Below are 22,431 nucleotides of genomic sequence, written 5' to 3' on the forward strand. Positions count from 1 at the left end.
GGCGCCGCCGGCTTATTCCGGATGGCGCGCCTGCCAGGCCTTGAGCGCCGCGCGGTAGCGGTCCAGTTCTTCCTGGTACAGGTCATCTACGCAGTAAGTGCAGCCGCTGTGGCAGCAGTCGCCCGGTTCGGGCGGGGTGGGTGGTTGCGGCTTCGGGTCATCCATACTCATACTTTTCTCTACATCGGCGGCATGGCCAGCAGCGCCATGTTGCGGCCTTTTTCCTTGGCGCGATACAGGGCCCGGTCGGCCAGCTGCACCAGATCCTGCGGCGAGGTGTCGTCGCTCGGCACCATCACCGCCACGCCGATACTGATCGTCATGATACCAAACGGCGACTGTTCATGCGGCAACGCCCGCCGCGCCAGTTCGGCGCAGATATCCTGCGCCACGCCAAATGCATCGGCCGAGTCGGTGGCCGCCGCCAGCAGCGCGAACTCCTCGCCGCCATAGCGGGCCACCAGGTCGGTGGTGCGGCGGCCGTGGGTGGTGATCAGGTCGGCCACGGTGCGCAGCGCGGCGTCGCCAGCCAGGTGGCCGTAGTGGTCGTTGTACTTTTTGAAGTAGTCGACGTCCAGCATCGATAGCGCCAGCGTCTGCCCGGTGCGCGCGGCGCGCCGCCATTCGGCTTCCAGCGCCAGGTCGAAACCGCGCCGGTTGCTGACGCCGGTCAGGCCGTCGGTGGTGCTGAGCGCGGCCAGCTTGCGGTTGGATTCTTCCAGTTCCACGGTGCGCGCCGCCACCGTCTGTTCCAGCTCGGCCTGGTGGCGCGTCAGCCGCGTGATGCGCACCTTGTACGCCAGCGCCAGCGAACCCACCACCAGCGCCATCAGGCCGGAGCGGAACCACCAGCGCTGCCAGAACGGCGGCGTGATGGTGATGTTGAGCGTGGCCGGCACCTGGTTCCACACGCCCAGGTGATTGGCGGCCTTGACGCGGAAGATGTACTTGCCCGGATTCAGATTGGTGTAGCTGGCGGTGCGGTGGCTGGCGTCGGTCTCGACCCAGTCGCGGTCAAAGCCTTGCAGCTGGTAGGAATAACGGTTGCCGGACGGCTCGGTGTAGTGCAGCGCCGCGAATTCCAGTGCAAACACCGACGCCTGCGACGACAGGGTCAGCGCGGTCGGCGCCGTCACCGGACCTTCGGCCTTGACGTTCTCGCTCGGCTGGCCGTTTTGCAGCGAATGGTTGAATACGGTGATGTCGGTGATCGCCACCTGCGGCGGCACCGAGCTGGTCTTCACTTTCGACGGCGTCACCGCCGTCATGCCGTGCACGCCGCCGAAGAACAGCGTGCCGTCCGCGCCCAGCGCCGACGAGTTGACGGTAAAGCCTTCGGTCAAACCATCCGACGCGGTAAAGTGCGTGACCTTGCCGCTGTCCGGCTCCAGCCGGTACAGGCCGGTGATGGTGCTGCACCAGATCCTGCCTTCATGATCGTGCTGGATCGACAGGATTTTCGGCGCGCGCATGGCGGCCGCGTAGGACTTGAAGGTGATCCCGCCATCCGGCTTGAACACCACCAGGTTCAGCCCCTTGCTGGTGCCGACCCAGATGCGGCCTTGCGCATCCTCATGCAGGCTGGCGATGTTGTCGTCGCTGAGGCTGTTCGCGTCCTGGTTGGAGTGGCGGTAGTGGCGGAACTTGCCGCTGGCCTGGTCCAGCAGGTCGAGGCCGCCGCCATTCCATTCCGAGCCGGCCCACACGCGGCCTTGGCGATCTTCCAGCACCGCCGAGGTGCCGTTGACGCTGCGCGAGGTCGGGTCCTGCGGATCGTTGTAGTAGATCTTGCGCAGGTCGGTCTTGATCTCGTAGCGGATCAGGCTGTTACCGGTGGCCAGCCACAGCACGCCGCCGGCGCCGGGCGCGATGGCGTTGATGTAGTCGCTGGCGGTGTTGCCGAAGTGGATGGCCTGGAACGGGCTGTCCGGCGTGTCCAGCCGGTTCAGGCCGTTGGACGTGCCCAGCCACAGCGGACCCTTGCCGTCGTCGTCCTGGTACATGCTGTAGACGATCGAGTGCGACAGCTTGCCGGGCACCTTGTCGTCGGCGTGGTAGCTGTGCAGCACCTTGCTGGTGGCCGGGTCGTACAAGCTCATGCCCACATTCCCGCCCAGCCACATCTTGCCGTTCGGCGCGCGCGACAGGCTCAGCAGCGCATTGCTGGCCGGCGCCGAGCGGCTGTCGATGCGGAACGGCACATGGCGGGTAAAGCCTTCGCTGCTCAGGTTGGCCAGGGCGATGCCGTCGGTGAAGGAAGCGATCCACAGCATGCCGCCGCGGTCCTGCATCACCGCGCGCAGGTTGTCGCCGGGCAGGCTGTAGGGATCGTCGGCGGCGTGCACGAACTGGTCGAATGCTTCGTCGGCTTCGTTCCAGCGCAGCAGCCCGGCCGACAGCGTGGTGGCCCACAGCACGCCCTTGTTGTCGAGGCCGAAGTTGGTGATGCGGCTGTACGGCGAAACGATGGCCTTGCGGGTGTCCCAGTCGCTTTTGCCGTCCCAGCGGATGATGCCGGACTCGGTGCCGATCCACAGCGCGCCGCTGGTGTCGAATTGCAGCGCGCGGACGATGTTGACGCGCGCGTCCGGCTTGGCCGCTGGATCGACCTGGTGGTGGCGGAAGGTTTTGGCGCCGGGCGCCAGGTAATCCAGGCCGCCGGGCCAGGTGCCGATCCAGACGCCGCCTTGCGCGTCCAGCGCCAGCGCGTTGAGGTCGTTGCTGGCCAGGCTGTCGGGATCGGCGTCGCTGTGGGCGTAGATGGCGTCGAACTTGCCGCTGCGCGGATCGAAGTGCTGCAGGCCGCCCCAGGTGCCGATCCACAGGCCGTCCTTGCCGTCCGAAATGATGTTCTTGACGATGCGGTGGTTCTTCGGCGCCTTGTCGGAGGTAAACGTGGTGAAGTTGTTGGTGTCCGGATTGAAGCGCGCCAGGCCGTTCTGGGTGGCGGCCCAGATGCGGCCCTGGCGGTCCTCGAAGATGGACGACACGCGGTCATGCGGCAGGCTGGCCGGATCGGCCGGATTGTTGGTGTATTTCACCGCCTGGTAGCCGTTGTAGCGGTACAGGCCGTCCGTGTGGGTGCCGACCCAGACAAAGCCCTTGCGGTCCTGGATCAGCGACAACATCGACGGTTCGTCGCCGGCCAGCGGGCCGAGTTTCTTGAATCGCAACGACGGCGAGGGCGCCGCGCTGGTGATACTTGCGGCGCTCAGCGCCAGCAACAGGCAAAGGAAGAGCAGGCGGCGCAGGGCCGGGAAGGGCGCTAACATGGGGGGATCACAGTGAATTCTGGACAGGTTGGCTATTATACATGCCATTGATGCAAGGGTTTCGTGATAAAAGCTGCTGGTTTTTAGCGCAGTTGTCAAAAAGTAGGGTATAGTTTACGGCGCTTCACCATCCGTCCAGAATATGTCCGATACCGAGATCACCACCCCTACCGTCCCCGAGCAGGTCGCTGTCGCTGCCGCCGCCCCTGTCCGTTTCGCCGATTTCGGGCTGTCGCCCGATATCCTGCGCGCGCTGAACGACCAAGGCTACGTGCACCCGACGCCGATCCAGGCCCAGGCGATCCCTGTGCTGCTGCAAGGCCGCGACGTCATGGGCGCGGCCCAGACCGGTACCGGCAAGACCGCCAGCTTTGCGCTGCCGATCATCCAGATGCTGCTGGCGCAGGCCAGCACCAGCACCTCGCCGGCGCGGCACCCGGTGCGCGCGCTGATCCTGACGCCGACCCGCGAACTGGCGGTGCAGGTGGCCGAGAACGTCAAGGCCTACGCGGTGCACACGCCGCTGCGCTCGACCGTGGTGTTCGGCGGCATGGACATGAAGCCGCAGACCGTGATCCTGAAGGCCGGCGTGGAAATCGTCATCGCCACCCCGGGCCGCCTGCTGGACCACGTGGAGCAAAAGAACATCAGCCTGGGCCAAGTGCAGATGCTGGTCATGGACGAAGCCGACCGCATGCTGGACATGGGCTTCCTGCCGGACCTGCAGCGCATCATCAATTTGCTGCCGAAGAAGCGCCAGAACCTGATGTTCTCGGCCACCTTCTCGCCGGAAATCAAGAAGCTGGCCAACACCTTCCTGACCGACCCGATCACCATTGAAGTGGCGCGCAGCAACCAGACCGCCGACAAGGTGACCCAGGTGGTCTACAAGATCGCCGAGAACCAGAAGCATGCGCTGACCGCGCACATCCTGCGCCAGCGCGAGCTCAAGCAGGTGATCATCTTCTCCAACACCAAGCTGGGCGCCTCGCGCCTGGCGCGCGAGCTGGAACGCGAAGGCATGAAGGCGGTGGCGATCCATGGCGACCGCACGCAGCAGGAACGCATGGCGGCGCTGGACGCGTTCAAGAAGGGCGAGATCGACATCCTGGTGGCGACCGACGTCGCCGCCCGCGGCCTCGACATCTCCGACCTGCCGTGCGTGATCAACTACGACCTGCCGTACAACGCCGAAGACTATGTGCACCGCATCGGCCGCACCGGCCGCGCCGGCGCCTCGGGCGACGCCATCTCGATCTATTCGGACAAGGACGAGCGCCTGCTGGTCGATATCGAAAAACTGATCAAGCAGACCATCCGCCGCGCCGAGCCGGAAGGTTTCAATCCGGCCCCGAGCTTTGCCGACGAGCGCGGCGAACGCCGTCCGCGCCGCACCGAAGACATCGGCCGCGCGCCGGCCGGCCGTCCTGCCGAGCGCAGCGAACGTCCGCCGCGCAGCCTGGGTGGCGGCGGTCCGCCGCGCCGCGAGAAAGTCGATCCATGGTTCCTCAAACCCTATGAGCCGGCCAAGACCGCGCCAGCGCCGGCGCCAGCGACTGGCGGCGCGCTCACCAAGGCCAAGCCCAAGCTGGCCTTCCTGCTGGGCGGCGTACCCAAGTAACTTGCCGAAAAACCGCTCAGTCGAGCGGTTTTTTTCTGCGCAGCATGCGGCAATAATGTATTATTCAATGCGCAAACATTATTCTTTCGTAAATGAAACTGGCACGTACCTATCTGCTGCTGGCGATCATCGCCACGCTCTTCAACATTGCCGTGCAGGACTTGTGTACCCGCGTGTATGCCGGCCCCTATCATCTGCTGCTGGCCATGATCGTCGGCACCGGCGCCGGCCTGGTGCTCAAATACGTGCTGGACAAGCGCTACATCTTCCGCTTCCGCGCCGACAACCTCGGCCATGACAGCCGCGTGTTCGTGCTGTACGCCACCGCCGGCCTGGCCACCACAGTGATTTTCTGGGGCTTCGAGTTCGGTTTCAACCACTTGTTCGGCAGCCGCGAAGGACGCTACCTCGGCGCCGGCCTGGGCCTGGGTATCGGCTACCTGTGCAAGTACCAGCTGGACAAGCGCTACGTGTTTACTTCGGTGGCGGCCTGATGCGCTTGCACGGCTGGGGACGTTATCCGGTGGCCGAGGCCACGGTACTCACGCCAGCCGGCGCCAGTGACACCGCGCGCCTGCTGGCCGCGCGCGCTGGCCAGCCGCTGATCGCGCGCGGCCTGGGCCGCAGCTACGGCGACAGTGCGATCGCGCCGCTGGTGATCGACAACACCCGCCGTCACCTGCTGCTGGACTTCGACCCGGCCAGCGGCGTGCTGCGGGCCGAAGCCGGCGCCACGCTGGCCGACCTGCTGGACGTGCTGCTGCCGCAGGGCTGGTTCCTGCCGGTCACGCCGGGCACCAAATTCGTCACGCTGGGCGGCGCCGTCGCCAGCGATGTGCACGGCAAGAACCACCACCTGGACGGCTGCTTCAGCGCCCACGTGCTGTCGTTCGAACTGCTGCTGGCCGATGGCCGCGTGCTGGAGTGTTCGCGCAGCGCCCATCCCGAGCTGTTCCGCGCCACCTGCGGTGGCATGGGGCTGACCGGCATCTTGCTGACTGTCACGCTACGCATGCGGCGCGTGGCCAGCGCCTATATCGACCAGACCACGCTGCGCGCGCGCTCGCTGGGCGAGGTGCTGGCGCTGTTCGAACAGCACCGCGCCGCCACTTATTCGGTGGCCTGGATCGATTGCGTCAGCGGCGCCAATGGCCCGCGCCTGGGGCGCTCGCTGCTGATGCTGGGCGAGCACGCCGAGCAGGGCGGGCTGGCGGCGCTGCCCAAGCGCAGCCGCACGGTGCCGCTCGACCTGCCGCCGCAGTTGATGAACCGCCACACCATCGGCGCCTTCAACCAGCTGTACTACCACTTGCCACGCAGCACCCACGCGCGGGTGCACTACGAACCGTATTTCTACCCGCTCGACGGCCTGCTGCACTGGAACCGCCTGTACGGCAAGGCCGGCTTCGTGCAGTACCAGTTCGTGATTCCGCGCGCGGCCGGCACGGCGGCGCTGCAGGCGATCCTGGCGCGCATCGCCGCGTCCGGGCGCGGCTCCTTCCTGGCGGTGCTGAAGACCTTCGGTCCGGCCAACGACAACTTCCTGTCGTTCCCGCTGGAAGGTTATACGCTGGCGCTCGACTTCAAGCTGGAAGCCGGCCTGCTGCCGCTGCTGGACGAACTGGACGCCATGGTGCTGGCCGCCGGCGGCCGCCATTACCTGGCCAAGGATGCGCGCATGAGCCACGCCACCTTCCAGCGCAGTTATCCGCAACTTTCCGCCTTCCAGCAGGTGCGACGCGACTACGGCGCCGTCGGCGCGTTCGCTTCCTGCCAATCCACCCGTCTTGGACTCTGACATGCAAAAAATCCTCATCATCGGCGCCACCTCCGCCATCGCCGAAGCCGCCGCGCGCCGCTTCGCCCAGCGCGGCGATGCGCTGTACCTGCTGGCCCGCAACGGCGAGCGCCTGGAGGCGCTGCTGGTCGACCTGAAAATCCGCGGCGCCGCCATGACTGCCGGCGCGCCGTTCGACGCCAACGACTTCGATCAGCACGCCGCCACGCTGGAGCGCGCCGCCGCCGCCCTCGGCGGCCTGGACGCGGTGCTGATCGCCCACGGCACGCTGCCGGACCAGCAGGCCTGCCAGACCGACGCCACGCTGGCGCTGCAGGAAATCAGTACCAATGCGCTGAGTGTGATCTCGCTGTTGACCCTGATCGCCAACCGCTTCGAGGCGCAGCGCAGCGGCACCATCGCCGTGATCGGCTCGGTGGCCGGCGACCGCGGCCGCCAGTCCAACTACGTGTACGGCAGCGCCAAGGGCATGCTGGCGATCTTCCTGCAGGGCCTGCGCAACCGCCTGTTCAAGTCCGGCGTGCACGTGCTGACCATCAAGCCCGGCTTCGTCGACACGCCGATGACGGCCGCCTTCCCCAAGGGACCGTTATGGGCCACGCCGGAGCAGGTCGGCGGCGCCATCGTCAAGGCCATGGACGGCCAGCGCAACGTGCTGTACACGCCGTTCTTCTGGTGGGGCATCATGGCCATCATCCGCGCCATTCCGGAAACCATCTTCAAAAAACTCAGCCTGTAATGCGCGCCGTGCAATCGATCGCGGCGGCCCTGCTGGCCGCACTGGCGGCCGTCTGCCTGGCGCTGATGTATATGAAGCAGGGCATTACGGCGTCGCTGTTCTTCAATTCCGATGCCAGCTACCTGGCTGCGCTGTACTACGACCTGTTCGAGCGCGGCGGCCGGCTGTCGGCCTGGTTCCTGACGCCGGCGCCGTATTTTTTTCCCGACTGGCCGTTGTATTTTGGCATGCGCTGGCTGAGCGGCGCCGTCTATCCGGCGCTGGCCGGCGTCATGGCGCTGCAGGCGCTGCTGATGTGGGGCCTGAGCGCGCTGCTGTTGCGCCGCTTCACCCGCACCTCCAATGCGCTGGCGGCGGCGGCGCTGGGTACGGTGGTGATCTGCCTGCCGGCGGTGAATGGCGTCTTCCCTTACCTGTACGTGATGCTGGCGAGCTATCACTTCGGCGCCATGCTGGCGCTGCTGGGCGGGGCAGCGCTGTTACTGCCGCGGCTGGACCGGCCGGCCACGCGCGGCCAGTTGGCGGCGGTGCTGGCGCTGACCACGCTGATGGTGCTGTCCGATCGTCTGTACGCGCTGCAATTCGTGCTGCCGGCGCTGGCGCTGCTGGTGTTGTTGCGCGCGCGACTCAGTAACTGGCGTCCGCTTGCGCTGGTGTTGCTGGCCGGCTGCATGGCCGGCGTGGCGCTATACAAATGGAAACTGCTGGTGGCCCATGGCGTCAGCATGCCGTGGCATCTGACAGCGCGCTTGGCCGCCGCCAACTTGCGCGCGCTGGCCGACATCAGCGCCGTGGTGTGGCAGCACTATCCGCTGCTCGCGCTGTACAGCACCGGCTACTATGCGCTGCTGGTTGTGCTGGCGCCGGGCACGCTGCTGAATCGTGGTTGGCGGCTGCGCGACAGCCACGCCGCCTGGCTGTTTATGCTGAATTTGGCGAGCAGCGCCGGCCTGCTGCTGGCGATGACGCTGTCGGACCGCGCGCCGACCGACCGCTATCTGATTCCCGCCTTCCTGTTGCCAGTTTTGCTGGGCCCCGCATTAGGCTGGTCGCTGGCGGCGCAATGGCGCGGTGAGCAGGTGCGCCGGCACGGCGGCCTGACGCTGCTGCTGGGCGGTGCGCTGCTGGCGTTTCCCCTGTGCCAGGCGGTGGGGCGCGCCGGACCGGTTCAGCACGAATATTATCCCGCCGAGATCGCCTGTGCCGACCGCGTGTTCGCGCAGTACGATCTGCGCCGCGGCTACGCCGGCTATTGGGATGCGGCCTGGGTGGCAATGGCCAGCCAGCGCAAGCCGGTGATCGCGCTGGCCGCCATCGACCTGCGTGAACACCACTGGATCACCACCGCCGGCAATTACCAGCCGCGCTACGATTTTGCGCTGGTGACCACCGATCCGGCCGATCTCGACCGGCCGCAGGCCGGAGTGGTGATCGCCCGCAACGGGCCGCCGCAGGCGGTGGTGCACTGCGGGGCGCTGAATATCCTGGTGTATCCGCGTGACGGCGTGCAGCCGCTGGCGCCGCCGAAATAAGACGGCGGGTGCCGGCTTAGCTGGCGCCCCAGAAAATCAGCGCGAACAGCAGGCCGACCAGCAGGCTGGCGCGGTCCTTCAGCGCGAACACCACCGGGTCGTCGTGCATCTGGCCGCGGTGGGTCAGCATCCAGGTGCGGGTGACCCAGAACAGCAGCAGCGGGCAGGCCAGCCAGATCAGCTGCGGCCGGCTGTACAGCGCCACCGTGGCGCGATCCTGGGTGTACAGCGCCAGCACCAGCACCGACAGATAGCCGGACGCCGCGCCCAGCGAGGAAATCATTTCGAGGTCGCCGGGGAAGTAGCCGCGGCCGCTGGCCTGGGCGGTTTCGCCGCGGCGCCGCGCTTCGCGCAGTTCGGCGTAGCGCTTCACCAGCGCCAGGCTGAGGAAGATGAACATCGAGAACGCCAGCAGCCAGAAGGTCAGCGGCACGGCGAAGGCGGCGGCGCCGGCGATCAGGCGCAGCGTGTACAGCGCGGCCAGCGTGATGGCGTCCAGCGCCATCAGCCGTTTCAGATACAGCGAATAACCGAGCGTGATGGCGTAATACGCCAGCAGCACCGCGCTGAAGCGCCACGGCAGCAGCCACAGCGCCAGCCCGAAGGCGGCCAGCAGCAACAGCGGCGCCAGCGCCATGCCGATGCCGAGCGACAGCTGGCCGGCCGCGAACGGCCGCTTGCGCTTGCTCTTGTGGCGGCGGTCGTCGGGCAGGTCGAGCAGGTCGTTGAGCAGGTAGACACTGGAGGCGCACAGGCTGAAGCAGATAAACGCCAGCACCCCGGCCAGCACGCGCGTCGGCTGGTTGGCCGCGTGCGCGGCCAGCAGCGGCAGGAAGATCAGCACGTTCTTGACCCACTGGTGCACGCGCATGGCGCGCAGCATGGTGCGCAGCTGTTGCAGCGGCGCGACCGGCGCCATGACGGCGGCGACGTTGCCCAGCGCGGCGGCGCGGCGCTGCAGCCGGCCGCCGGCGCTGACCACGTAGGCATGGCGCGCCGCCGCCCACACCGGCAGGTCATCGTTGGAATTGCCGGCGTAATCGTAGCCGCGCTGGCCATACTGCTGCAGCAGGCGGTCGCGCTTGCGCTCGGCCGACAGATTGACGCCGTTTTCGGTGGCCAGCACCTCATCGAACAGTTGCAGGTGGGCGGCGATGCGCTCGGCATACAGCTGGTGGCTGGCGGTGGCCAGCACGATGCGGCGTCCGGCGGCGCGCTCGCGCCCGATCAGGTCCAGTACCCGCTGATCGTAGGGCAGGGTGGTGACGTCGATCTCGGCGGCCTGCGCCAGCCGCTGTTTCAGGTGGGCCTTGCCACCCGCCAGCCAGGCCAGCGGCGCCAGCAGCCGCAGCGGTTGGGCGCGGGTGTAGGCCAGCGCCGATTCCAGCAGCAGATCGGAACGCAGCAGCGTGCCGTCCAGGTCGACGACCAGCGGAATGGGATCGTCCCGGCGCATCATGATGGGCGCCGTGGCAGATTGCAAAGGGGGCGGGGAGCAAGCAAAAGGTGGCGCGAGGTCATGGAAACTCTTGGTATGAAAGACCAGCTATTATATTTGACGATTGCAAGAAAAGAAATAAAGCCACAATAGCTATGCACGCCGGCGGGGCGGCGTTGACTACAGCCAGCAGGTGGGCGCCACGCGCCAGCCTTGTTCGTCCAGCAACAGGCTGCTCAGCGCGCGCGCGCTGTCGGCCCAGTCGTGGCGCGGTAGCGCCGCCGACGCCGGCGCCCGGCCGGCCGCATGCAGCACCAGCCACTCGGTCAGGGCCGCCGCCAGGGTGGCGGCGTCGCCGTCGAAATACCAGGCGTGGTCGCCGCAGACTTCGCGGAAGACCGGGATGTCGCGGGCGATGATGGGCAGGCCATGGTGCGCCGCCTCGATCAGTGGCAGGCCGTAGCCTTCGCCGGCCGAAGCCGCCAGTAGCGCGGTGCTGCGGCGGTACAGCTGGCGCAGCGTGGCATCGCCGGCGTGGCGCAGCCAGAACAGGCGCTGGCCCCGCTCGGGATGGGCCTCGATGCGCGCGGCCAGGGTCTCGGTCATCCAGCCAGGCTTGCCGACGATGACCAGTTGCGCCGGCGTGCCGGCGGCCCACAGCTGCTCGAAGGCGTCCAGCGCCGCGTGGTGCATCTTGCGTGGCTCCAGCGTGCCGACCATCAGCAAGGTCGGCGCCAGCGCCAGCTGGTCCAGCACCCGCTGTTCCTCGGCGCTGACTGCGGTGTGGGCCGGCAGCGCGGCGGCCGGGTCGTGTTCAAAGTCGGCGCCGAGCGGGAAGGCGGCCACCCGCAGCGTGCCGGCGCGGGCGATGCGCTGCTGTTCCAGCCAGCCGCACAGCTCATCGGCCACCGTGTGCGAGATGCACAGCAGGCCGTCGGCAGTAGCCGCCACGGTGTCCAGCCAGCGCGCAAACCACGGCGCCGCGCCTTCGATGAACATGGCCGGCATCAGTAGCGGCAGCAGGTCGTAGACCACGAAGTACAGGCGCACGCCGTGGCGGCGCAGGTCGTCCAGCACGGCGCGGTTGTGCGGCAGTTGATCGGGGCACAGGTCGAGGCCGAGAAAGATATCGCCGGCGCGCACCTGGATGGCGCGCGCGGCGCCGTCGGCGGCCGGCGCCAGCTGTTCGGCATAGGCATAGTAGCCGCCGGCGTCGTACACCGGGGCGATGACGTAACCGGCCGGCGGCGCCGCCTGCAAGGCCTGCAGCAGGTTGCGCGCCAGGCGCTGGATGCCTGAATGATCGTCCTGGTGCACCAGCACCGACAGGTCGACCAGCAACTGGCGCGCGACGTTCATCTCAGGCCTCGCTCAGCGTCAGGTCGGTGGCGCGGCCAGCGGCCAGCGCGGCCTGCAGGCGCGCGCCAGCGTCGGCCGCCAGCTGCGGGCCCGGCCAGGCGCTCAGCAGCAGCGGCACGCCGCGGTCGCGCAGCTGGTTGCTGTCGAGCGGGGCTGCCGGCGCCGCGTCCAGCGCCAGCACGCGGTCGCCTTCCTGCAACTCGATCGGGCTGTCCTCGAGCTGCAATTCCGGCCGGCCGATCAGATCCAGCGCGTAGCGGCGCGCGTAGCGGTACTGGCCGTCGACCAGTTGCACCGGCTCGGTCCGGTAGCCGGCCGGCGCCTCGGTCAGCAGCGTCAGCAGCAGCTGTTCCTGCGCTGCCGCCTGCGGACCACGGCGCGCCGGCTCGGCCAGCGCGCTGACGTCGATCAGCAGCTGCGGCAGACCGCGGCGGGCGCGGTTGGCGGCCAGGCTGGCGGCGCTGGCCAGCAGGTCGGCGTCGCTCGGCGCCACCTGGGTGTCGATTTCGGCCAGGCCGCGCAGCACCTGGCGTTGCAGGCCATGCGGATGGTCGCGCGCGAAGCCCTCGATCACCTCGTGATAGGTGGCGCCGATGCGGGCCGGGTGGTGCACCGCGGCCATGTAGTCGCCGGCGGCGCGCGCCAGGCGCGCGGCCAGTTGCGGCTCGCGGCGCAGGCGCAGCAGGGCGTCGCCCAGTTCCTGTGCGGTGAACTGGTCGGGCAGCTTGATGGCCACGTCGTCCGGCACTTCGGCCGCCGAGCCGTGCGCATTGATCACGGTCGGTAGCCGGTAGGCCAGGCAATCGAGCACGGTGGCCGAGGTCTCGCCGCGCGACCGGCTGCGCAGCTGCACGGCGGCGTCGGCGGCAGCCAGGTACAGGCGGTAGGTGGCCGGGCTGGCGAAGCCGGTGATCTCGATATCCTTGCGGTTGCCGATGCGGGTTTCCAGCGCGCGGCCGAAATGCAGCACGTCATTGGCGCCGATGAACACCAGTTTGGCGTCCGGGTCCTGCGCCAGCTCGCTGCCGAGCCAGGCTTCAACGATCTGGTCGTTGCACTTGGTCACCGCCACCATGCCGAACGAGCAGACCAGGAACTGGCCGTCGGGTATGCCCAGCGCGCGGCGCGCGGCGGCCTTGTCGATGGCGCCCGGCAGCATGCGCAGCAGCGGGATCATCTGCCAGTCGGCGGCGCTGCCGGCGCCGTACCAGTGTTCGGCCAGGTCGATCGCGTGCTGCGAGTGGACGATCATGCCGGCCGCGTGGTCGAGCACCGAACGGTTGCACGGATACTGGTACACCGAGGCGTCGCGGCCGTCACGGCCCTCGTCGATCAGCGCGCGGTAGCCGTGCGACAGGTACAGCGCGCGGCAGTAGGCGTTCGGATACGGGCTGGCGCCGGCTGCGTAGTTGGTGATGCCGCTCATGTAAAAGTCGTGCAAGACCACCACGCCCGGATGGCGCTCCAGCAGCCCGAACATATGCTGGTGGAAGGCCGAGTTGCCGAAGTGGTACATGATGCGGTCGTAGCGGTGCGCGTGCTGCTCAAACCATGCCACCGAACGTTGCGGGAAATTGGCGGCGCTCCAGGCGTCGCCCAGGTTGTCCTGGGCCAGCACCAGTTCGACCTCGTAGTAGCGCGCCAGTTCCGGCAGCAGGTCGGCGCTGTAGTCGGCAATGCCGGAGCGTTCCGGCGGCAGCGGCGAGACATATGCCAGGCGCGGGCGGCGGCCCGGCAGCGCGGCCTGCACCGCCACGGCGGCGTTGCGCGCCGCGTGATTGCGCGCGTGGACTTCCTCGAAGGCCGCCAGCGCGGTCCGGGCGCTGGCGTCCCACGAGAATCGCTTGGCGTGCTCCAGGCCGTGCGCGGCCAGGTCGGCGGCAAAGCCGGGGTTGCTCAATACTTCGGCCATCTTGTCGCGGATCGCCGCCGGCCGGGTCGGATCGAACAGGGCGTCGGCGCGGCCCACCACTTCCGGGATGCTGCTGCTGTCCGAGCCGATGGTCGGCACGCCGCACGACATCGCTTCCAGCGCCGGCAGGCCGAAGCCTTCCTGCAGCGACGGGAACACGAACAGCGCGGCGCGGTTGTACAGCGACAGCAGGTCGTCGTCGGAAACAAAGCCGGTCAGCACCACGTCGCCGGCCGGCAGCTTGAACTTGGCGGCCAATTGCAGCAGGCGGTGGCGGTCGACGTCCTGGATGCTGCACACCACGGCCAGCTGGTATTGCGCGCGCAGCGGCGCCGGCAGCAGGGCGTAGGCTTCGATCAGGCCTTCGATATTCTTGCGGTAGTCGACGCCGCCGGTGTACATGATGAAGCTGCGCTGGATGCCGAACTTGGCTTCCAGCGCGGCGGCGTCGGCCGGGCTCAGCGTGCGCGGCCGGAACATGCTGTCCACCGCCGACGAGATATTGACCACGCGCTCTTCCGCCAGTTGCAGTGCCTCGATGCCCTCGCGCCGCGAATGGCCGGAAATGGCCAGCAGCAGTTCGGCGTTCTTCAGCCCTTGCAGCTTGCGGTAGTACCAGGCGGCCGCGCGCGCGTCGGTCAGGTAGACCTCCTTGCGCAGCAGCGGAATCAGGTCGTACAGCGTGACGGCGGTGTCGTAGCGCTGCTCGCCGGGCGGGCAGGACACCACCGCGTCGTCGCTCAGGCCCTCGAACAGGCTGGCCACGTGCAGCACGTCCGGCTTCAGGCTGGCCAGGTAGGCGCTGCGCAGCTGTTCCGCCGCGCGCACGCGCCAGGCGTTGCGTTCATCGTATTCGGACACCGGGCCGGGCAGGTGGCACAGCTTGATCTGGTCGGGCGGCAGCAGGCCGTCGAAGGCGGCGCGCACGGCGGCGGTGCCCTTGGCCAGCTGGCCGTTGAGGACGATTTGCAGCTGGTGATTGCCGGCGTTGCGCAGCATGGCTTGCGCCAGCGCGAGCGAGTAGCGGCCGATGCCGCGGTTCATGCTGGCGGCCTGGCAGGCCTGCAGGTCGAGAAGAATGCGCATAGTCTGATTATGGGTTGCGGGCGCGCTGCACGGCTTGCAGCAGCTGGTCGTAGACCTGGCGGGTGGCCGGTGGCAAGTGGTCCGGCTGGGTATCGGCCGGCAGCATCGGCGCGGCGCCGGCCTGGTCGGCCGGCGCCTGCGTGCTGCGCATGGCGATGGTGCGCAGCAGGCGCACCATGCGTGGCGAGCGCCCCAGCTGGCGGCGCAGGAAATGGTCCAGTGCCGGACGGCGCTGGATAAAGCGCATGGCGCGCCGCGCCACGCCCTTGGCCACCGCCGTCAGGCTCTGGCGGCTGCGGCGGCGCGCGCGCGCGGCCAGGTCGCGGCATTGCCACAGCCGGTGGCGTAACTGGTGGCGCAGGTACTTGACGGCCTTGACGGCGCCGCGGATCGGCCGTGCCAGGCGCCAGGCGACGCTGTGGTAAATCGCATCCAGTTCGCCCTGCAGGCGGCGCGTGTGCGCTACCTGCCATTCCATCTGCACCGCCAGGGCGTCGACCCGGGTGACCTGATGGGCGGCGTCGGCCGCGTGGGCTTCGGCGCGGGCATCGTTATGATCGGCACGCGCGCTTTGTTCGGCGGTGCGCTGGTTGGCTGCCTGCAGCTCACCGGTGAGTTGGGCCAGCGCCTGCTCCTGGTCCAGACGGGCCTGAGCAAGCGCCTGTTCGGTATGCTGGCGGTCAAGCTGCGCCTGCGTCAGTTGCTGTTGCAAATGCTCGGCGCGCTCGAGCAGTCCGCGTTCGTGGGCTGCCACCCAGTCCTGCGCCGCGCGTTCGGCCGCCAGGCCGGCGGCGGCGCGCTCGCGCCATGCGGTCAGCGGCATGGTGTAGTGGTGGTCTTCGGCCAGCACGAACTGGTCGCCGGCGTGCGGCGGCAGCGCCAGCACGGCGGCCAGCGCCGCCTGCTGCGGGCTGACGTAGTAGCATTTGTCGCCGTCCTGGTAGGCCAGTGTGTAGCGTGCCGCCTGCATGGCCGCCGCAATCGCGGCATCGTCCGGGTGCTGGCGCACCAGCACGATCCATGGCTGCCAGCGCGCCAGCTCGAAGCCGGCCAGCACCTCGGCCTCGGCGCCGTTGACGGCCAGGTTGACGAAGTGGATCGCGCCTTCCGCATGCTCCTCGCAAATCGCGTCCAGCGTGGTTTGCCGCACCGGGCGCTGCATGACTTCCAGGCCGTCGGTGCGGCAGGCGCGCGCCTGCTCGGCGTCGGTGCTGGAGCGCTGGCTGGCGCCGCTGTCGTAGAACAGCGCTTCGCCGTCCGTGCTGCCGGCCAGCAGCGCCAGCGTGACGTCGGCCGGGCGCGCGGCGCTCAGGCGTTCCTGCAGCGCGCGCGCCGGTTCCAGGTTGATGCCGCGCCAGCCGCGCTGGTAGAACGCCTGGGTGACCGAGCCGAGCACCGGGGCGCCGGCGCCGACATCGACGTAAAAGCCATGCGCGACGTGGCGCAGCGCGCGCCACAACATCACGTCTTCAAAATTCGGGGCGTAGGAAACGAAGTTCATGCGGAGCCTTCATGACGTTGGATCGACAGCGCCGGCGCCAGCCAGGTGCAGCCCTCGAAATACGGCAGATTCAGATTCATCACATTGAACACCAGCGCCAGGTCGCGCCACTCGTAATTGTCGACCAGGTGGGTGTCGGCGCTGTGCAGCGCGGTGGCGACCGAATAGCTGCCGACGCCGAGGTCGAGCGGGAAGGCGAAATCGACCGTCAGGCGCTGGCCGGCCTGCACCGCGCCGATCGGCTGGCCCATGTGGTGGGTGTTGGTGCCGAAAATGTTCTGGCCCAGCCGGTCCTTGATGCGGATGCCCAGCGTCAGGTTGCCGATGTCGGCCCGGATGGCGACCTCGATGCGCAGCGTGGCCGGGGCGCCGGCCGCCAGCATCTCGGCCCGCTCGCCCTTGGCGTCGAGGATGGCGATGTCGGTCACGCTGGCCTCGCCGGTGCCAGAGATGGTGGCCAGCTTGCCGCTGTCGGTGGCTTCCTGGCGCACCGTCTGGTTTTCCTTTTCCGCGATCATGGCGTTGTAATAGTCCATGATTTCCTCGGGCGGGCCTTCCTTGCTGACGCGGCCGCGCTCGAGCAGGATGGCGCGGTCGCACACCGACTGGATCGCGCTCTTGTCGTGCGAGACGATCAGCAGCGTGGTGCCCTGGGTGCGGAAGGCGCGGATGCGCTCAAAGCTCTTGTGCTGGAAATAGGCGTCGCCGACCGACAGCGCCTCGTCGACGATCAGCACGTCGGGGCGCTTGGCGGTGGCCACCGCGAACGCCAGCCGCATCTGCATGCCGCTGGAGTACACGCGCACCGGCTGGTCGATGTAGTCGCCGATCTCGGCAAACGCCTCGATCTCCGGCATCAGCGCATGCAGCTCGTCCATGGTGAGGCCGATCAGCTGGCCCGACATGAAGACGTTCTGACGTCCCGTGAAGTCGGGATGGAAGCCCATGCCCAGCTCCAGCATGGCGGCCACGCGGCCGTGCATGGCGACGCTGCCGCGGGTTGGCGCGGCGGTGCCGGTGATCATTTTCAGCAGCGTGCTCTTGCCGGCGCCATTGACGCCGATGATGCCCAGCGCCTGGCCGGGCGCGACCGCGAAGCTGATGTCCTGCAACACGTGGATGGTTTCGTGGCGCGCGCCGGCGAACGGCAGCAGCCATTCCAGCAGGCGGTCGCGGTGGCTGGCGTAGCGCTTGTACGATTTGCCCAGGCCGGATACTTGGATACTGCCGTTCATAATTCGTCCACCATTTCTCCGCCGCGTTTGCGGAACAGCTTCAAGCCCAGCAGGCACAGCACCAGCGCCAGCAGCGTCACCGGCAGCAGCGTGGCCCATTCCGGCCACAGGCCGTTGACCAGGATGCGCTGGTAGGACATGATCAGCGGCGCCATCGGGTTCCACACCAGCAAATCGGCGACCGATGGCGGCAGCACCGTCGATGGATACACCACCGGCGTGAACCAGAACCAGAATTGCAGCGCGATGGTGTAGAACTGGGCGACGTCGCGGAAAAACACGTTGAGCACGCCGAGGATCAGGCCGAGACCGATGGAAAAGACGATCTGCACCAGCAGCACCGGGATCAGCGCCAGGAAGGGCCAGCCGGGGAAGTTGCCGGAGATGACGAGGAAGCCGGTGAACAGGCCGAAGATGATGCCGAAGTTAATCAGCGCATTGGTCACCACGATCACCGGCAGGCAGATGCGCGGGAAATTGATCTTTTTGATCAGGCCGGCATGCTCGAGGAACATGGTCTGGGCGCGGCCGGTGATTTCGGCAAACAGGCCCCAGGTCAGCACGCCGGCGCACAGATAGATGCTGTAGGCGAAGGTGGAACTGGTGCCGGGCAGGCGCGAATGCATCACCTGGGCGAACACCACGGTGTAGACCACGATCATCGCCAGTGGGCTGAGCACGGTCCACAGCGCCCCCAGCAGGGAGTTGCGGTATTTCAGCTGGAATTCGCGCTGGACGCTGCTGAGGACGAAGCCGCGGTAGTTGTTCAGGTTGCCCAACAGGGCCAACGCGCTCAACGGCGCGCTCCCGCGTTGCCGATAGTGTGCATAAAGTTATTCTTAGTCATAAAAAAGCCGTGGAAAGACGGCGCGCATTATAGCGTTTTTGCATGATGTCACCGCTTCTGTTACTGCCTGTTACTGCTGGTGCGTTCAGGCGGCCTTGGAGTCGCTGCCGTCCACCAGCCGCTGCAACGCCTGGGCGTCGATGATGATCAGGCGATTGCTGTCCTTCTGAATGATGCCTTGCTGGGTCAGCTGCGCCAGCGCGCGGGTGACGGTTTCGCGGCTGGTGTTGATCATGTTGGCGATATCCTGGTGGGTCGGCAGGTTTTCCACCACGTCCGGGGTGCCGGGCTGGCTTTTCTTTTGCATCGCCAGGAAAGCGAAAATCCGGCGCGCCGTGTTGTTGATGCTGAGCAGGGTGCGGAATTCCGAGTCGCGCTGGATCTTCTCGGCCAGGTGGCGCAACATCTGGTTGGCCACCGACGGCGAATGGGAAAACAGGTGCAGCGCGGTCGGCGCCGGCAGGAAGGCGACGATCACGTCGCTCATGGCCACCACCGAGGCGGTGCGGGTGGAGCCGCTGATGACAGCGATTTCGCCGAAGAAGTCGCCCGGCTTGAGCATGCGCAGGCCGATGGCGCGGCCATCCTCGGTGACGTCGATCACCTGCAACTGGCCGTTGAGCAGGAACAGCAGACCATCGCCGCTGCCGCCCTTTTGCAGCACCACGGTGCGTTTGGGGTACTGGCGGATGCGGAAATCGCCCTTGATCGCCAGTATTTCCTCGTCGCTGAGCTGGGACAGCAACGGGATCTGGCGCAGGTGGATCTGCACATTGACCGTCGGTCCCGGATCTGCGGCGGCGGTGGTATTTTCGGGTGGACTGTCTTTCATAAGCGTATTGTAGCCGCTACTTGCCGTCGCGCCAGCGCCAGCTCAGTTGGACGATCCGGTTGTCGTATTGGAAGATTGAAATATTTTCCTTGTTGCGTATCGCGCGCCACTCCAGCTGGATAGCGCTGTTGGGGGTCACCGCATAACTCAGGCTGGCGCGCAGCGTGCGGCTGTTCTGGCGGCGCACGGCGTCGATCAGACCCGGCGAATAGCTGCGCTGGCCGTTCCATTGCAGCGCATTCCAGTCAAGTTCCGCTTCCAGCCCATGGCCCAGCGCCTGGCGCGTCGAGACGCCGAACGACCAGCCATTGCGGTCGCCGCCGGGGCGGCTGGCGACCGCATGGTCGCGCATGGCGCCGGCGCTGAGCTGGGCGAAATGGTCGTCGCCGCGGTGCGACAGGATGCTGCGCAGCTCGGTGGTGTTGGAGTCGAAGTTGGTCAGCGTGCGGTATTTGAGGTGGGTCAGGCCGCTGACCAGCGACAGCTCCATGCTCGGTGGCAGCGGCAGTGGCGGCGTCAGCCGTAATTGCGCCTGGGTCTGGGTCTGGTAGATCTTGCCGCCCAGCGTCAGCGCCCCGGCCAGGCCGCTGGCGCGCCATTTCCATCGTCCCCAGCGCCATGGATGGTCGATCCCGCCAAACGCCGAGATGGTGTTGTGGTCAAACTCGTGGTCATTGCGGCGGCCGTACAGCTGGACATAGGCGAGATCGCCGTTTTCGCTGAGGTCGGTAACGTAATCCAGCGTGACGGTCGCGTAGTGGTCGGCCTTGGGACGGTATTCGGCCGGCAGCGTCAATTCGCCACCGTCGACGCTGTAGTTGGGATTGCTGGCGCCCTGGTTGACATTGTGATCGTAGCCGCGGGCCACGTTGACGCCCCATTGCTGCTGGCGCTTCCAGCGGATGCAGCCCTGGCGGCGCTGGTCGTCGATGATGGCCTGCAAGCCCTTGGGCGGCTTGAAGGTGGTTTCGATGGTCACAAACAGCGCCTCGGCCTCGTCGGCCCGGCCGAGCGCGCACTGCAGCATGGCCAGGTCGAGCAGTTCGCCGGCGTTGCGGGCGCCGCGCTGGACCATGCGCGTCAGGATGGCGCCGGCGTCGGACTTGCGGCCGTCGGAAATGGCTTGCAGCGCCTCCAGGTAGAGGTCGGGCTCCTGGGCGGCCGGCGGCAGCGCCTCGGCCGGCGGCGTCAGCGGCGGCATGTCGACCGGCTGCTGCTGCGCCCATGTGGCCGGCGCCAGCAGCGCGCAGCCCAGGGCCAGCCAGCGACAGGCGCGCAGCATCATGCGGGCACCGCCGGATCGCTCAAGGCCCGCAAGGTGTACAAGGTGGTGAGGTGTTCTTTCCCGCGCAAGGTGATGTCGCCCAATCTGATCAGCTGGTGTCGTGTGCTCAATGCCGCCGTGCCGGGCCCGATGATGACGTCGTGCGGCAGATCGCGCGCGGCCGTCTCCAGCCGCGAGGCGACATTGACGCTGTCGCCGACCGCAGTATATATGCTGCGCGTCGAGGAGCCAAAATCGCCGGCCATCGCCATGCCGCTTTCGATGCCGATGCGCACCCGCACGGGCCGCTGGCCGCTGGCGTGGCGCTGCTGGTTGAAGCGGCGCACGGCGGCAATGATGCCGAGCGCCGCGTCCAGTGCCTGGTCGGCATGGTCGGCCACTGGCAGCGGCGCTCCCCAGAACGCCACCAGGCCGTCGCCGGTGAATTTGTCGAGCGTGCCGCGCCGTTCCAGCACCGGCCCCGTCAGGCATTCGAGGAAATCGCGCGTCAGCTGCGCCGCCGCCTCCACCGGCAGCGCGGCCACGTGGTTGGTGTAGCCTTCCATGTCGGCGATCAGCGTGGTGACTTCGCCGTGGCGCGGTTCCAGCGGATCTTCCAGGTTGCTGCGCAACAGTTCATCCACCACGGCGTCGGCCACATACTGGCGCAGCGTGCCCAGCAGCTGTCGCGACTGGCGCTGGCTGCGTTGCCAGGCCAGCGGCACCGCCACCAGCAGCAGGAACAGGTTCACCAGCAACGGGCCGGCGGCGTTGAACACGGCGTCGTGCGGACTCAGGCGCCACGCCAGCGTCAGCCACAACAGCGAGGCCGCCACTAGCATCAGCATGTTGGCCCACGCCGCCAGCCGCGGAAAACTATAGGTGGCGATCAGCGTCACCAGCAGGCCGAAGGCGATCGCCAGCAGCCGTCCGGGCCACGGCGCCGGCGCCACGCCGCTGCGGATATCCAGCTGGGCGCTCAGCGCGGCGGCGTGCACCAGCAGGCCGCTGGTGTTGGGCGAGAGCGGGGTGGCGACGCGGTCGGCCAGGCCCAGCGACGACGAGCCGATCAGCACCAGCTTGCCGTCGATCAGCTGGCGCGGCCAGCGCTGGTCGAGGATGTGGCTGGCCGGCACCACGGTGTAGGCTTCCCAGGCGCGGCTGTAGGGCAGGCGGCGCATGCCCCAGCCATCGTCCATGCCGCCGGTGGCGCCGTGGGTGCCGGGCAGCGCTGGCGCCGCGCAGCAATCGAGCAAGGCCAGCGACAGGGTCGGGTAGCGCTGGCCGGCAAACCAGGTTTGCATCGGCAGCCGGCGGATCATGCCGTCGCGGTCGGGAATGAAGCCGATATTGCCGACGTGGGCGGCCGCGCGCAGGGCCGGGTGGTTGCTGATATAGCCATTGGCGCGTACCGCGTCGCGCGGCAGCGGCGCGGCGATGCCGGCGCCCAGCGCACCGACGCGCAGCGGCCGATAGCCATCGAAGTCAAACGCATGCGGCATCACCAGCGGCCCATAGCGCGCCAGCATGGCCAGCCGGGCGTCGCCGCCGGCATCGGCCGGCTCCGGCATCACCAGGTCCAGCGCCACGCCGCGCGCGCCGTCTTCAATCAGCAACTCGATCATGCTGGCAATGCGCTCGCGCGGCCACGGCCACGGGCCGGCCTTGGCGAGGCTGCTTTCGTCGATATCGATCACCACCAGCCGCTGTTCCGGCGCGTGGCTGGCATTGATGCGGACAAAATGGTCGCGCAGCCATTCATTTGCCGTCGAGGCTGCCATATCGTAGGGCAACCACTGCAAGCCGATTCCCAATAGCACGGCCGCCAGCGCCACCGCCAGGCGGATCGCCAGAAACAGTCGGGTGCGTGGGAGAGCGGTGAGCGTCATTAAACTTGCAAATGGGAAATCGGAGAGTGTAGTGTTAAAGATGGTAACTTTGCAAGTTTGATTTCCGGCGACCTTGCCGTGGGCGATAAGGTAAGCAAATGTTGCA

Annotated in this window: 16 protein-coding genes; 5 read left to right on the top strand and 11 right to left on the bottom strand. The window is 67.6% G+C overall.

What is annotated here, in order from left to right; translation table 11 throughout:
- Positions 1–12 precede the first annotated feature (12 nt).
- A complete protein-coding gene (locus tag GTP55_RS10055) occupies positions 13–171 on the bottom strand; it encodes an oxidoreductase-like domain-containing protein (RefSeq protein ID WP_161044793.1) in 159 nt (52 codons plus the stop codon).
- An 8-nt stretch (positions 172–179) separates the two neighbouring features.
- Positions 180–3,272, bottom strand: coding sequence for a ligand-binding sensor domain-containing diguanylate cyclase (locus GTP55_RS10060; protein WP_161044794.1), 3,093 nt, complete (start codon positions 3,270–3,272; stop codon positions 180–182).
- A 142-nt stretch (positions 3,273–3,414) separates the two neighbouring features.
- On the opposite strand from GTP55_RS10060, the gene GTP55_RS10065 reads away from it, so the two are divergent.
- The 5 genes from GTP55_RS10065 to GTP55_RS10085 all read left to right on the top strand — a co-directional run bounded on the left by GTP55_RS10065 (position 3,415) and on the right by GTP55_RS10085 (position 8,962).
- The gene (locus GTP55_RS10065; RefSeq protein ID WP_161044795.1) at positions 3,415–4,893 is read left to right on the top strand and encodes a DEAD/DEAH box helicase; all 1,479 of its coding nucleotides are present in this window, start codon (positions 3,415–3,417) and stop codon (positions 4,891–4,893) included.
- Between the two features lie 92 nt (positions 4,894–4,985).
- Positions 4,986–5,387: a GtrA family protein gene (locus tag GTP55_RS10070; protein WP_161044796.1), complete on the top strand. Its 402-nt coding sequence runs from the start codon at positions 4,986–4,988 to the stop codon at positions 5,385–5,387.
- The gene (locus GTP55_RS10075) at positions 5,387–6,691 is read left to right on the top strand and encodes an FAD-binding oxidoreductase (protein WP_161044797.1); all 1,305 of its coding nucleotides are present in this window, start codon (positions 5,387–5,389) and stop codon (positions 6,689–6,691) included. Before GTP55_RS10070 ends, GTP55_RS10075 begins: the two co-directional genes overlap by 1 nt.
- A gap of 1 nt (position 6,692) precedes the next feature.
- On the top strand, positions 6,693–7,430 hold the full coding sequence (locus GTP55_RS10080) for an SDR family oxidoreductase (RefSeq protein ID WP_161044798.1): 738 nt from the start codon (positions 6,693–6,695) through the stop codon (positions 7,428–7,430).
- Positions 7,430–8,962 carry a hypothetical protein gene (locus GTP55_RS10085; protein ID WP_161044799.1) on the top strand — a complete coding sequence of 511 codons (1,533 nt, stop codon included), beginning with the start codon at positions 7,430–7,432 and terminating at the stop codon, positions 8,960–8,962. Before GTP55_RS10080 ends, GTP55_RS10085 begins: the two co-directional genes overlap by 1 nt.
- 16 nt (positions 8,963–8,978) lie before the next feature.
- Here the strand turns inward: GTP55_RS10085 and GTP55_RS10090 are convergent, their stop codons facing one another.
- The 9 genes from GTP55_RS10090 to GTP55_RS10130 form a co-directional block, all read right to left on the bottom strand.
- On the bottom strand, positions 8,979–10,421 hold the full coding sequence (locus GTP55_RS10090; RefSeq protein WP_229257853.1) for a UbiA family prenyltransferase: 1,443 nt from the start codon (positions 10,419–10,421) through the stop codon (positions 8,979–8,981).
- A 159-nt stretch (positions 10,422–10,580) separates the two neighbouring features.
- Complete coding sequence (locus GTP55_RS10095; RefSeq protein ID WP_161044800.1) at positions 10,581–11,759, bottom strand: glycosyltransferase family 4 protein; 1,179 nt, start codon at positions 11,757–11,759, stop codon at positions 10,581–10,583.
- Between the two features lies 1 nt (position 11,760).
- Positions 11,761–14,757: a glycosyltransferase gene (locus GTP55_RS10100; RefSeq protein WP_161044801.1), complete on the bottom strand. Its 2,997-nt coding sequence runs from the start codon at positions 14,755–14,757 to the stop codon at positions 11,761–11,763.
- Between the two features lie 7 nt (positions 14,758–14,764).
- Entirely contained in the window at positions 14,765–16,258 is a 1,494-nt protein-coding gene (locus tag GTP55_RS10105) for an FkbM family methyltransferase (protein ID WP_161044802.1), read from the bottom strand.
- Positions 16,255–17,493 carry an ABC transporter ATP-binding protein gene (locus tag GTP55_RS10110; RefSeq protein ID WP_161044803.1) on the bottom strand — a complete coding sequence of 413 codons (1,239 nt, stop codon included), beginning with the start codon at positions 17,491–17,493 and terminating at the stop codon, positions 16,255–16,257. Before GTP55_RS10110 ends, GTP55_RS10105 begins: the two co-directional genes overlap by 4 nt.
- Positions 17,490–18,290, bottom strand: coding sequence for an ABC transporter permease (locus GTP55_RS10115; protein WP_161044804.1), 801 nt, complete (start codon positions 18,288–18,290; stop codon positions 17,490–17,492). Before GTP55_RS10115 ends, GTP55_RS10110 begins: the two co-directional genes overlap by 4 nt.
- 135 nt (positions 18,291–18,425) lie before the next feature.
- Positions 18,426–19,172, bottom strand: a complete 747-nt coding sequence (locus GTP55_RS10120) for a Crp/Fnr family transcriptional regulator (RefSeq protein WP_161044805.1) — start codon at positions 19,170–19,172, stop codon at positions 18,426–18,428.
- Positions 19,173–19,188: 16 nt separating this feature from the next.
- Positions 19,189–20,457, bottom strand: a complete 1,269-nt coding sequence (locus GTP55_RS10125) for a tetratricopeptide repeat protein (RefSeq protein ID WP_161044806.1) — start codon at positions 20,455–20,457, stop codon at positions 19,189–19,191.
- Entirely contained in the window at positions 20,454–22,325 is a 1,872-nt protein-coding gene (locus GTP55_RS10130; protein ID WP_161044807.1) for a CHASE2 domain-containing protein, read from the bottom strand. The genes GTP55_RS10125 and GTP55_RS10130 overlap by 4 nt, the downstream gene beginning before the upstream one ends.
- Positions 22,326–22,431 lie beyond the last annotated feature (106 nt).

Source organism: Duganella margarita (genome assembly GCF_009857535.1).
Lineage (GTDB): Bacteria > Pseudomonadota > Gammaproteobacteria > Burkholderiales > Burkholderiaceae_D > Rugamonas > Rugamonas margarita.